The following is an 11,248-nucleotide window of genomic DNA, read 5'->3' on the forward strand; positions in this document are numbered from 1 at the left end:
GGGCGCGGGCGCGACCGGCTCGCGCCTGGTCACCGGCGACACCGAGCTGCACCAGCAGTTCGAGTGCGAGCTCGCCGAGTACGTCGGCGCCGCCTCGGCCCTGCTGTTCTCGTCGGGATACACCGCCAACCTCGGGGCGGTGGTCGGCCTGTCGGGCCCCGGCTCGCTGCTGGTGTCCGACGCGCTGTCACACGCTTCGCTGGTGGACGCGTGCCGGCTGTCGCGCGCGCGTGTGGTCGTGTCGCCGCACCGCGACGTCGACACCGTGGACGCGGCCCTGGGCTCCCGCGACGAGGAGCGCGCCGTCGTCGTCACGGACTCGGTGTTCAGCGCCGACGGCTCACTCGCCCCCGTGCGCGAGCTGCACGAGGTGTGCCGGCGTCACGGCGCGCTGCTCGTCGTCGACGAGGCGCACGGCCTCGGGGTGCGCGGCGGGGGGCGCGGGCTTTTGCACGAGCTCGGCCTGGCGGGCGCGCCCGACATCGTGCTGACCACAACGCTGTCCAAGGCCCTCGGCAGCCAGGGCGGCGTGGTGCTGGGGCCGGCGCCGGTGCGCGCGCACCTGATCGACGCCGCCCGGCCGTTCATCTTCGACACCGGCCTGGCGCCGGCGGCGGTGGGCGCGGCGCGCGCTGCGCTGCGCGTCCTGCAGGCCGAGGCGTGGCGCCCCGTCGCGGTGCTGGCGCACGCCCGCGAGCTGGCCGCGATCTGCGGCGTCCGCGAGGTGCCGCAGTCCGCCGTGGTGTCGGTGATCCTCGGCGATCCGGAGGTGGCGCTGGCCGCCGCGACCGCCTGCCTGGACGCCGGCGTGCGGGTGGGCTGCTTCCGCCCGCCGACCGTGCCCGCAGGGACGTCGCGGCTGCGGCTGTCCGCGCGCGCGTCGCTGGACGCCGCCGAACTCGACATCGCGCGCCGGGTGCTCACCGACGTGCTCGCCGGGCGTGGCTGAGGCGCCTCGTTGACCGTCCTGGTCGTCACCGGCACCGGCACCGGGGTCGGCAAGACCGTCGTCACCGCGGCGCTGGCGTGCCACGCCCGCCGGGCCGGCATCGACGTGGCGGTGTGCAAGCCCGTGCAGACCGGCACCGACGCCGGCGACGACGACCTCGCCGAGGTGGCCCGGCTCTCGGGCGTGACCGAGCTCGCCGGGCTGGCCCGCTACCCCGAGCCGCTCGCCCCGGCCGCCGCGGCCGAACGGGCGGGCGCGGCGCTGCCCACCCTCGATCAGCTGCTCGAGCTCGTGCGCGGCCTGGACCGCCCGGGGCGGCTGACCCTGGTCGAGGGCGCCGGCGGGCTGCTCGTCGAGCTCGCGGCCGCGGGTGAAACGCTGCGCGACGTCGCCGCCAAGCTGGGCGCGGCGGCACTGGTCGCGGTCACCGCCGAGCTGGGCACCCTCAACCACACCGCATTGACGCTGGAAGCCCTTGCCGCGCATGGTGTTTCGTGTGCCGGCCTGGTGATCGGCAGCTGGCCGGCCCGGCCCGGGGTCGCGCAGACGTCCAACCGGTCGGCGCTTGCCGCGCTGGCGCCGATCCGGGCGACGCTGCCCGCCGGCGCCGCAACGCTGGACGACTTCGCGGCCATGAGCGCGGCGGCCTTCGACCGCGACTGGGTGACCACGCTGGTGCGCTGATGGTCCATTCGATCGAGCTGGTCTTCGACCCCGACACCGAGTCAACGATCCGCCGGGCCTGGGCCGACCTGGCCGGCGCCGGGATCCCCAGCCAGGCGCCGGCGAGCCGGCCGCACGTGACCCTGGCCGTCGCGGAGCGCATCGATCCGGGCGTCGACGAGCTGCTGCGGCCGGTCGCCTCGCGGCTGCCGCTGCCCTGCGCGATCGGCGCGCCCGTGCTGTTCGGGCGGGCCAACGTGGTGTTCGCGCGCCTCGTGGTCCCGACGCGCGACGTGCTGGACCTGCATGCCGAGGTGCACCGGTTGTGTGGCCCGTACCTGGAGCCCGGCCCGATGGCCAACAGCCTGCCGGGTCAATGGACCGCCCACGTCACGCTTGCCCGCCGCGTCGGGGGCCACCAACTCGGTCGGGCGCTGCGTGTCGCGGGCCGGCCGGCCCAGCTCGACGGCCGTTTCGCCGGCCTGCGCCGCTGGGACGGCAAGCAGAAGACCGAGTTCTTGATCGGCTGACACCCGTGCGGCCGGCCCACGCTACCCCCCGAACAGCAGATACAAGCCGGTGAAGGTGTAGCCGACCATGACCAGCATCATGGTGAGCTGCCCGGTGAGCTGATGGCCGGCCGGCAGCAGGCGCAGGGCCTTGTCGTGGGCGGCGATCACCGCCACGATGTGCCCGGTGACCACGCATGCCACCTTGATCGCTGCGAGCACCGGCGGATGCATCGACAACACGTAGGCCACGTGAAAGTGGGCCAGCCCCAACAGGTTCCAGCCGCGGCCGAACGGATCGGCAAGTGCGAAGACGGCCTGCTGCCCGCGCTCGACGAGGTAGGTCAGGTAGTGCGCGAAGATGTAGCCCACCACGATCGGGATCAACGAGTGCGCCATCTGGCCGGGCAGCGCGCGGCGCTGCTCACGATCGACGCCGCCGGTGGCGCGCGCGGCCAGCGAAAACGTCACCGCCACAACCGAAACGAACACGATCAGCCCCACGGTGCGCAATATCGAAGACGACAGCGTCGACAGCGTCGGCCCCAGGCCGAGCCCCCGCGAAATCCCGTCGGCGAAGTTGCGCCAGGTCGCCGACGACGAGTAGCTGTCGAACGCCGTCGACCCGAGCAGCACCGCCAGCGTCACCACCACGCCGGGCCGGACGGGCAGCGACGGCAGGTGGTCAAAGGGATTGCCGACGACGATCTGGCCGGTGACCGGATTGCGGCGAAACGGACAAAGCCGCGACACCGCCACGCTGTACACCCCGAACGGGTCGGCCCTCGCCAGCCAGCGCTGCCCGCACAGCCACGCCCCGCCCAGCATGGCCACCGCGTAGGCCAGCAGCCATGCCTTGACCCACGGCAGCGACGCCGGGTTCGGGCTGGCCAGTTCCATCCAGACGAACGCGAACAGCCCCACCGCGGCCGGGCGATACCCCCAGCCTTCGGGGTAGGACAGTCGCGGCCGGCCCAGGCGCGCCGGCGCGGCGCGGCGCGCCAGCACGTACACCGTGCGCATCGGCGAGAGCACCCGCCAGACCGGCCCGAGCACCAGCGACAGCGCCACCACCCCCACCCACAGCAGCACGTAGAACACCCCGAGCAGGGCGTTGGAGTCCGACTGCGGGCCCCACACCCCGGCGGCCACCACCCACGCCGCGAACGCCAACGCCAACCCCGCGGCCGTCCACCGGGTCACCCGCGCGTCGACGAGCGCCGTCAGCACCTCCGGCAGCGGGCGGCCGGGCTTGGCCGGGTCGAACCGCGGCCGGCGCCACGCGAAGGCGACCAGCGCGAAGGTGAACGTCAGCGCCCACGCCGCGCCGACCATTGCGTACAGGTACGGGACCGGAAGGTCGCCCGACCCGCCCAGGCCGTGCGCGAGCACCGCCGTCGCGCGGTCGGCGGTCACGGCTGGACTTGGATCGTCGCGATCGTGCGGTCCAGGTGGTGCAGCTCGACCTCGACGTTGCCCGGCACGTCGACGCTGAACTGGAAGGTTTGGTTGGGGGCGGCGGCGACCTGGAACTTGTGGTCGGGCGTCGAGTGCACGTGCAGCTCATCGGCGGCGTCGCTGCTGACCCGCAGCGTGATCGGCTGGTGCACCCTGGCCTGCAGGACGGCGTTGGTCGGGGTGACCTGCCCCTTGGCGATGGCGACGTCGACGACCAGGCCGGAGGCGGGGGATTCGGGCGAACCGCCGCAGGCGACCAGGGCCCACATCAGCGCCGCCGTCCACGCCGCGACCCGCGCTGCCACCAGGGCGCCGCGAAGTTTGCCCACGTCAGGCCGCCCTCGGAGCGCCGGGCACCGGCTGCCTGTCCTCCACCGGCTCGGGCGCGGTCTCGGCGTAGTTGAGGCGCCCGGCGCCCCACGTCAGCGCGGCGATCACCATCAGCGTCAGGACGAGCACCACGATCGAGCCGGCGGTGAACAGCCAGACCGGCGCGTTCTGGTCGCGCTCGCGCTGCAGGATCGTGATCTCCTGGACGAACGGCCGCGTGCTGGACGCCAGGGCGGGCACCTCGGGCGCCGGGATGGCGTCGTCGGCCGGCTCGTAGATCGGCACGGCCGTCATCGTGTAGCCGTCCTGGACCCGCAGCAGCGTCTTCCACGACCCCCAGACCGGGACCGGCTGGGTGGACCGGTAGTGTCCGGGCCCCACCTTGGCGAGCCGGTCGATCACCAGGCCGCGGTCGTTCTCCATCCGGCCCTGCCACGACAGGATCGTCAGCCACTCCGGGTTGTCGCTGACGAAGTCGGGTGCGAGCTGCACGTCGGCGGTCACCATGCGGCGGTCCGCCGGGCCGGGCTGGTCGGTCAGCGTGATGGTGGCCGATTCCTGCCGCGGCACCACGATGTGCAACCCGTTGGCCACCGCGCCGCCGATCACCACCACCGTCAGCGCGACGAGCGAGATGCCGATCCGCCGGCCGGGCAGGCGCCTGCCAATGAGCACCATGCCGAACAGCGCCCCGCAGATCCCGGTCAGCACGGCAACCGGCACCGCCATCGCCAGCGCCTCGCCCCACATCTTCACCGGCCACGGGTAGTGGTACACGGCCCCGATCCACAGCGACTCCAGCCACAGCCCGACGGTCGCCACGGCGAGCCCGGAAACGGCGCCAAACGCTATGGGGCGCTTGAGCAATGGGGTCAGCGCCACCAGCTCGACGACCAGCGCGGGGCCCAGATACAGCGGGAACCAGTTGATCGGCGCCCCCAGGACCGGACCGACCAGCACCGCGACCGCGCCGCGCAGCGCGATGGCGAACAACGCCGCCACGATCGCGGCGCCAGGGCCCAGGGTGACGCGGGCGGCGACCGCCGCCAGCGCGGCCGCCGCGGCGATCATCATCGGCTGCAGCACCAGGCGGAATTGCTCGACCCCGAAGTCGTACTCGATCTGGTAGACCGACAGGCCGATGAACATCCCACCGAAGGACAGGTAGCGCAAAAACGTGATGAACGCGCCCTGCGCGGCCTCGATGGGCTGCTGCGACTCGCCCTCGCGCTCCAGCATCAGCACCGCGAACAGCGAAAATCCGGCCCCGCCGATCATCATCAGATGCGTTGGACCCCAAAGCGTTACGTCCTGGCCGAAGATCCGGTGCCAGATGTCGTCGAGCGGGAAGCCGATCATCGCGTACAGCCCGCAGCCGGCCATCAGGACACCGCCGACGGGCGCATGCCAATTCTGCGTGATGCGCACCGCCGCCGGGCCGGGCTTGTCGTACGGCAACACCACCGCGAGCATGCCGCCCACGAAGATTCCGAACAGCCCGATGATGATGAAGTAGTGCGCCGGGTTGGCCAGGGGCCCCGCGTCGCGGCCGTTGCCGATGTGCCAGCTGACGTCCCAGATGAACCCGAACAGCGCGCAGATGATCGAGGTGGTGAAGACCAGCACCGGCAGGGCAACCCAGTTGGGGCGGTGGAACTTCTCGCCCATCTTGTCCGCGATCCGGGTCAGCCAGCTGATGCGGCGCGCGCGATGGGCGTGCCCGACCCACAGCATGATCACGGCGATCACAACCGCGGCGATCGACAGGCCGATCACCTGGTTCAGCCCCGCGCCGCGCGCCGGCGCTTCGGCAACAAAAGTCACTTGCGACCTCATCGTCCAACCCTCCCAAACACACGCGGCCCAGCGAGATGTGATCGAACTCGCAGCAACCGGAATGCCCCGATCGCCGCTCCGTCAATCACGCTTTTGGTCCGCCGCGTTGCCCTCGGCGCCGGTCTCACCCCGTTTGCCGCCGTTGCGCCGGTCTTTGAGCGCGACGTACAGGATCACGGCGACGACGAGGATCGCCGGCAGGAACGCCGGGACCGCCAGCAGCAGCATGTGGTGGCCCAGATATTCGACGTGCGGATCGGTCATTGTGGTGGCATACCCCGGCGGTGCCCATGTGCCCCGATTTTTCGGCGGCCGTTACCCTACCTTGAACACCGATTTGTTCAGGCTGCCACGACCACGCGGCAGTGCGGAGGCGCCGCGCGCGCACAAGCAGGCAACAAACACGCAGGGGAGTACCTGGTGACTCAAGCGGCAACCCGGCCGACGACCGACGCCGACGACACGAACAACGACGTTCCCTCGGACATCCTCGCGGTCGCACGGCAACAGGTGCTGGAGCGCGGCGAGGGCCTGAGCAAGGACCAGGTGCTGCGGGTCCTGCAGCTGCCCGACGACCGGCTCGACGAGCTGCTGGGCCTGGCCCACGAGGTGCGGATGCGCTGGTGCGGCCCCGAGGTCGAGGTCGAGGGCATCATCAGCCTCAAGACCGGCGGGTGCCCGGAGGACTGCCACTTCTGCTCCCAGTCCGGCCTGTTCGCGTCGCCGGTGCGCAGCGCCCGCCTGGACATCCCCAGCCTGGTCGAGGCGGCCAAGCAGACCGCGAAGTCGGGCGCCACCGAGTTCTGCATCGTGGCCGCCGTGCGCGGCCCCGACGAGCGGCTGATGGCCCAGGTCGCGGCCGGTATCGAGGCGATCCGCGACGAGGTGGACATCAACATCGCCTGCTCGCTGGGCATGCTGAGCGCCGAGCAGGTGCAGCAGCTTTCGGCGATGGGTGTGCACCGCTACAACCACAACCTCGAGACCGCCCGCTCGCACTTCACCAACGTCGTCACCACCCATACGTGGGAGGAGCGCTGGGAGACGCTGTCTATGGTGCGCGACGCCGGCATGGAGGTCTGCTGCGGCGGCATCCTCGGCATGGGCGAAACCCTCGAGCAGCGCGCCGAATTCGCCGCCGAGCTCGCGGAGCTCGGCCCCGACGAGGTGCCGCTGAACTTCCTCAACCCGCGGCCCGGCACGCCGTTCGGCGACCTGGACGTGTTGCCGGTCAGCGAGGCGCTGAAGGCCGTCGGCGCCTTCCGGCTGGCGCTGCCGCGCGTCATGCTGCGTTTCGCCGGGGGGCGCGAGATCACCCTGGGCGACCTCGGCGCCAAGCAGGGCATCCTGGGCGGCATCAACGCGGTGATCGTGGGCAACTACCTGACCACGCTCGGGCGCCCCGCCGAGGCGGACCTGGAGCTGCTCGAGGATCTGCAGATGCCGATCAAGGCGCTCAACGCCACCCTGTAAGGGATTCCGAACGGCGTTAATGCTGCTGCGGACGCACTGCGGACGGGAACCGCGTCCGGCATCGAATCACGTCCCGGTGAGCGTGGCGAGGAGCGCGCCGAGCAGCAGGTAGCTGAATACGAAGGGGACGCCCAAAACGAGGAAAGGCGCGGAGGCGATCAGCCCAAGCGGTGGACTGGTCTGCGCGAGCACTGCCAGCGGTAAGAGCGCGAAGGAGCCCAGAATCACATATTGGTGCAGCAGCTCCCGCAACAACGAGGCCAGCGCGCCATCGGCGCTGATGTATGCACCCGCGCTGCCGGTCAGGTTGGCGGCGAAGCTACTTGTGGCCGCCGCCATCGTGGCAGCCTGCGCGTGATAGCCCGCCGCATGTGTGGAGAACAGCTGTGCGATCCCTGTCGACACCTCGTCGGCGGCGGCGGGCATCAGCTCGGTCGTGGCGGCTGCCGCTGTCAAATGAGCGGCATCCACCGACGAGCCGATAGCCGCCAGATCCGTTGCCGCCGCGTCTATCAGCTCCGGCGCCGCGATTACACCCGACATGTCGCAACTCCAAGGGTCATGTCATGCCGACCCCACAGATGGCACGGTTTGCACCCAGCCACTCGGCAGCAATACAGCCTGCTCCGCCCGGAGCCGCCGGGTTCACGTTCGCCGGAGACTCATTTCGTAGTCATATTTTTGGTCATATTTTTGGCCTCGGGTTCTGGGGCGGCCCGTGACGAGCTCAATACATGGGCGGGCGGCTTGATCTGCGACGCGGCTAGCATCAACCGTGGAAGTCGACCTGTTTCGTGGGCCGACATTCGGCCCTTAACCCTGCGCGGGCTTTTGGATGCTGGTCGGTTCGACACCGGACATCTATGGTCGCTGTGGCCGGGCGCCGACGAGTTCACTCGGGCGGCGATCGGTGCGGCAATCTCGGCGCGGGGTAAACCTGCCGCGGACCGACTGCGGACCGGTCGGGGCTGGGTCGAAGGAACAGGCAGGTCAGAGGGGTTAGCTGATGGGTGATCGCGTCTACAACGTCTACACCGGGGAATTGGGGGGCACCGCGATGCCGACCGCGGCCGAACTAGGGCTCGAGCCGCCCCGCTTCTGCGCCGAATGCGGCCGAAGGATGGTGGTCCAGGTGCGCCCGGACGGCTGGCGGGCGCGGTGCTCGCGCCACGGCGAGGTGGACTCCGCCGACCTGGAGCCGCGGCGGTGACCGGAGTGTCCCGCCGGGAGCGGGCGCGTGCGGTGGCGATCGCGGCGCTGGGGACGACGGCCACCGGGGTGCTGCTCGGCGGCCTGTGGGCGTGGATGGCCCCGCCCATCCACGCGGTGGTGGCGATCACGCGCGGCGGCGAGCGCGTCCACGACTATCTCGGCAACGAGTCCGAGCACTTCTTCGCCGCGCCGTGCCTGCTGCTGGGCCTGCTGACGGTGCTGGCGGTGGTCGGGACGGTGCTGGTCTGGCAGTGGCGTGAGCACCGCGGCCCGGCGATGGTCCTCGGGCTTACGGTGGGCATGGCCGCCGGCGCGGCCGCCGCGGCGGCGACGGGCGCCCTGCTCGTCCGGCTGGCCTACGGCACGCTGGACTTCGACGCCGTGCCGCTGTCGGGAAAGCCCGCGGTGGCCTACGTCGTCCAGGCGCCGCCGGTGTTCTTCTCGCACGCGCCGCTGCAGGTGGCGCTGACCCTGGCCTGGCCCGCCGGCATCGCCGCGCTGGTGTACGCGCTGATCGTCGCCGCGGACGCCCGCGACGACCTGGGGGGCCTCCCGGTGGTCGGTCCCTCCGACGCGCCGCCGGCGCAGCCGGGGGCCTCGGATGCCTCGGAGGCCGCCGTCTCCTCCGGGTCTACAGCCGGGTCTACAGCGGACGACGCGGGATCTTGCGGCCCGTGACGACCTGGGCCGCGATCTTGACCAGCCGGGCCATGCCGACGTAGGTCATCGGGTTGAACATCGTCGGCCACGTCGTCCGGACCAGGTGCTCGGTCAGCGGCCGGCCGTTGAACCGGTCGGTGAGCCAGCGCAGCGTCATCGGGGCGGACAGCGGGTGCAGGCAGAGGTGCTCGTTGAACGCGTCCCGGTGGTAGGTGACGCTGGCGCCGCCGGCCGTGTAGGCGTCGGCGAGCGCGTCGATGTCGTGCACGTCGATGAGGTAGTCGTGCACGGCCTGCACGATCAGCACCGGCGGCGTCGGCACCGCGGCGCCCAGCTTGATGGCGTCGAAGACGTGGGTCACCTCGGGCGTGGACAGGATGTCCTCGAGCGGCGCGTCGAGGTAGTCGCCCACGTTCTTGCCGGCCATCCGCAGGACCGCCTCGACGGTCGTCATGTCCTCGAGCGCGTCGAGCAGGGCGCGGCCCTCCGCGTTGGCGTGCTCCTTGATCACCCGGTCCAGCTCCGGATAGATGTGCGCGAGCGCGGCCACCACCAGCGCGGGCAGGCCGGCCAGGAAGCTGCCGTTGAGCCGGCGGAAGGTGTGGCCCAGGTCGCCCACGGGCGACCCCAGCACCGCGCCGACGATGTCCAGGTCAGGCGCGTAGTCCGCGCAAACCTCGGCGGCCCACGCGCTGGCCAGGCCGCCGCCCGAATAGCCCCACAGCCCGACCGGCACCTTTGCGGTCCCCGCCGACAGCCCGAGGCGTTCGCAATTCAGCGCGGCCCGGACCCCGTCCAGGACGCGGTAGCCGGGCTCATACGGGGCGCCCCACGAGCCGTGGATTCCCTCGTGGTCGGGCACCGACACCGCCCAGCCCTCGGCGACGGCGGCGCTGATCAGCAGGAACTCCAGCTGGCTCAGTGAGCCGAGCGCCTTCGCGCGGCGCCGCAGCGCGTACGACGGGAAGCAGCGCGACGTCATGGCGTCGATCGCGCACTGGTACGACAGCACCGGGCAGGCCTGCCCCGGGACGCGCCCGGCCGGGGCGATCACGGTGGTCACCGTCGCCTCGGGCGTGCCGTTCATGTCCATCGTCCGGTACAGCAGCTGCACGGCGGTGACGGACTGCGGGACCAGGCCCAGAAACGCCAGCTCCACCTCGCGCGAGCGCAGCACCGTGCCGGGCTCGGCGTGCTGGTACCCGAGCGGGGGCTGGTAGAACGGGTCGTCCGAGGGCAGCAGCGGACGCACCTTGCGCTGCAGTTCCTCGTGGGGAGGGCGTCCGATCCATTGCGCGCCACGTGCCCCCGCGAGATTGCCGAGCTCAACCATTCAGCATCCCTTCTTGGCCACCCGGAATTGTCGCGCATGAGCGGGTGGTAGCCAAAACGCAATCGCCGCATTGTGAGCGAGTTCTCCCCTGGGGCCAAACTAGCCGGGTGGGCGGAACGCGGCGAATTCGTCGGTGACCCGCAGCCGCGAATCGGTGAAGTGGTAGAGCGCCGCGGGTCGCCCGCCGCTGCGGCCGGACTGCGCGATGGTGCCGGTCTGGGTGATGACCCCGCGGCGCACCAGCACCCGCTGCAGGTTCGTCGCGTCGACCTGGTACCCCAGCGCGGCGCCGTAGATGTCGCGCAGCGTCGACAACGCGAATTCCCTTGGCGCTAAAGCGAATCCAATGTTGGTGTAGGACATCTTGGCGACCAGCCTGGTCTGGGCGTGGGCCACCATGGGGCCATGGTCGAACGCCATCGGCGGCAGCGCGTCCACCGGATGCCAACGGGTGTCCGGCGGCAGCTCGGGCGTGGCGGGGGAGGGCACCAGGCCCAGAAACGTCGACGCGATCACCCGCTGGCCCGGCACCCGCTGCGGATCGGAGAAGACCGCCAGCTGCTCGAGGTGTGCCAGCTCCTTCAGGTCGACCTTCTCGGCCAGCTGGCGGCGAACCGAGGTGGTCATGTCCTCGTCGTTGCGCAGGCGCCCGCCGGGCAACGACCAGGCGCCCTTCTGCGGGTCCTTGGCGCGCTGCCACAACAGCACGTTCAGCTGCGGTTTCGCTCCCCGTGTGGCGGGCGTCACCTGGCGAACCTGGAACACGACCGCAAGCACCTCGTGGGCGGTGCTAGTATGGGCCATGTTTTCGATTGTAAGTCGAAA

13 protein-coding genes are annotated in these 11,248 nt (G+C 71.3%); 6 read left to right on the forward strand and 7 right to left on the reverse strand.

What is annotated here, in order from left to right:
- From BST11_RS21975 to BST11_RS21985, 3 genes are all read left to right on the forward strand, one after another.
- Positions 1-949 (forward strand): 8-amino-7-oxononanoate synthase (locus BST11_RS21975; protein ID WP_083140118.1); only part of this gene is annotated, 949 nt, incomplete at its 5' end.
- 9 nt (positions 950-958) lie between these two features.
- Positions 959-1,633: a dethiobiotin synthase gene (bioD, locus tag BST11_RS21980; protein WP_083140119.1), complete on the forward strand. Its 675-nt coding sequence runs from the start codon at positions 959-961 to the stop codon at positions 1,631-1,633.
- Positions 1,633-2,142 (forward strand): 2'-5' RNA ligase family protein, encoded by a 510-nt coding sequence (locus BST11_RS21985; RefSeq protein ID WP_083140120.1) that lies wholly within the window; start codon positions 1,633-1,635, stop codon positions 2,140-2,142. The genes bioD and BST11_RS21985 overlap by 1 nt, the downstream gene beginning before the upstream one ends.
- Positions 2,143-2,163: 21 nt before the next feature.
- Here the strand turns inward: BST11_RS21985 and BST11_RS21990 are convergent, their stop codons facing one another.
- From BST11_RS21990 to BST11_RS22005, 4 genes are all read right to left on the reverse strand, one after another.
- Positions 2,164-3,537 carry a hypothetical protein gene (locus BST11_RS21990; protein ID WP_083140121.1) on the reverse strand — a complete coding sequence of 458 codons (1,374 nt, stop codon included), beginning with the start codon at positions 3,535-3,537 and terminating at the stop codon, positions 2,164-2,166.
- A complete protein-coding gene (locus tag BST11_RS21995; protein ID WP_083140176.1) occupies positions 3,534-3,848 on the reverse strand; it encodes a hypothetical protein in 315 nt (104 codons plus the stop codon). The genes BST11_RS21990 and BST11_RS21995 overlap by 4 nt, the downstream gene beginning before the upstream one ends.
- Before the next feature lie 61 nt (positions 3,849-3,909).
- Positions 3,910-5,745: a hypothetical protein gene (locus BST11_RS22000; RefSeq protein WP_083140122.1), complete on the reverse strand. Its 1,836-nt coding sequence runs from the start codon at positions 5,743-5,745 to the stop codon at positions 3,910-3,912.
- A gap of 81 nt (positions 5,746-5,826) precedes the next feature.
- A complete protein-coding gene (locus BST11_RS22005; RefSeq protein ID WP_083140123.1) occupies positions 5,827-6,009 on the reverse strand; it encodes a hypothetical protein in 183 nt (60 codons plus the stop codon).
- 156 nt (positions 6,010-6,165) lie between these two features.
- On the opposite strand from BST11_RS22005, the gene bioB reads away from it, so the two are divergent.
- Positions 6,166-7,218, forward strand: coding sequence for a biotin synthase BioB (gene bioB, locus BST11_RS22010; protein ID WP_083140124.1), 1,053 nt, complete (start codon positions 6,166-6,168; stop codon positions 7,216-7,218).
- A gap of 66 nt (positions 7,219-7,284) precedes the next feature.
- Here bioB and BST11_RS22015 read toward each other — a convergent pair whose 3' ends face one another.
- Positions 7,285-7,761: a PE family protein gene (locus tag BST11_RS22015; protein ID WP_083140125.1), complete on the reverse strand. Its 477-nt coding sequence runs from the start codon at positions 7,759-7,761 to the stop codon at positions 7,285-7,287.
- Between the two features lie 463 nt (positions 7,762-8,224).
- On the opposite strand from BST11_RS22015, the gene bsaP reads away from it, so the two are divergent.
- Positions 8,225-8,428 carry a biotin synthase auxiliary protein BsaP gene (gene bsaP / locus BST11_RS28210; protein ID WP_083140126.1) on the forward strand — a complete coding sequence of 68 codons (204 nt, stop codon included), beginning with the start codon at positions 8,225-8,227 and terminating at the stop codon, positions 8,426-8,428.
- On the forward strand, positions 8,377-9,108 hold the full coding sequence (locus BST11_RS22025; protein ID WP_372509757.1) for a DUF2567 domain-containing protein: 732 nt from the start codon (positions 8,377-8,379) through the stop codon (positions 9,106-9,108). Before bsaP ends, BST11_RS22025 begins: the two co-directional genes overlap by 52 nt.
- Here the strand turns inward: BST11_RS22025 and BST11_RS22030 are convergent.
- Both BST11_RS22030 and BST11_RS22035 read right to left on the reverse strand, forming a co-directional pair.
- Complete coding sequence (locus BST11_RS22030; RefSeq protein ID WP_083140128.1) at positions 9,074-10,423, reverse strand: lipase family protein; 1,350 nt, start codon at positions 10,421-10,423, stop codon at positions 9,074-9,076. The two genes, BST11_RS22025 and BST11_RS22030, sit on opposite strands and share 35 nt — an antisense overlap.
- A gap of 99 nt (positions 10,424-10,522) precedes the next feature.
- Positions 10,523-11,227, reverse strand: coding sequence for an NUDIX hydrolase (locus tag BST11_RS22035; protein ID WP_083140129.1), 705 nt, complete (start codon positions 11,225-11,227; stop codon positions 10,523-10,525).
- Positions 11,228-11,248 lie beyond the last annotated feature (21 nt).

This window comes from Mycobacterium alsense, from assembly GCF_002086635.1.
Taxonomy (GTDB): Bacteria; Actinomycetota; Actinomycetes; order Mycobacteriales; family Mycobacteriaceae; genus Mycobacterium; species Mycobacterium alsense.

Excerpts from the sequence above, each read along its gene's own strand:
- BST11_RS21985 (WP_083140120.1), top strand. The coding sequence starts at position 1,633 with ATGGTCCATTCGATCGAGCTGGTCTTCGACCCCGACACCGAGTCAACG.
- BST11_RS21995 (WP_083140176.1), bottom strand. The coding sequence starts at position 3,848 with ATGTGGGCCCTGGTCGCCTGCGGCGGTTCGCCCGAATCCCCCGCCTCC.
- BST11_RS22000 (WP_083140122.1), bottom strand. The coding sequence starts at position 5,745 with ATGAGGTCGCAAGTGACTTTTGTTGCCGAAGCGCCGGCGCGCGGCGCG.
- BST11_RS22005 (WP_083140123.1), bottom strand. The coding sequence starts at position 6,009 with ATGACCGATCCGCACGTCGAATATCTGGGCCACCACATGCTGCTGCTG.
- BST11_RS22015 (WP_083140125.1), bottom strand. The coding sequence starts at position 7,761 with ATGTCGGGTGTAATCGCGGCGCCGGAGCTGATAGACGCGGCGGCAACG.
- bsaP (WP_083140126.1), top strand. The coding sequence starts at position 8,225 with ATGGGTGATCGCGTCTACAACGTCTACACCGGGGAATTGGGGGGCACC.
- BST11_RS22030 (WP_083140128.1), bottom strand. The coding sequence starts at position 10,423 with ATGGTTGAGCTCGGCAATCTCGCGGGGGCACGTGGCGCGCAATGGATC.
- BST11_RS22035 (WP_083140129.1), bottom strand. The coding sequence starts at position 11,227 with ATGGCCCATACTAGCACCGCCCACGAGGTGCTTGCGGTCGTGTTCCAG.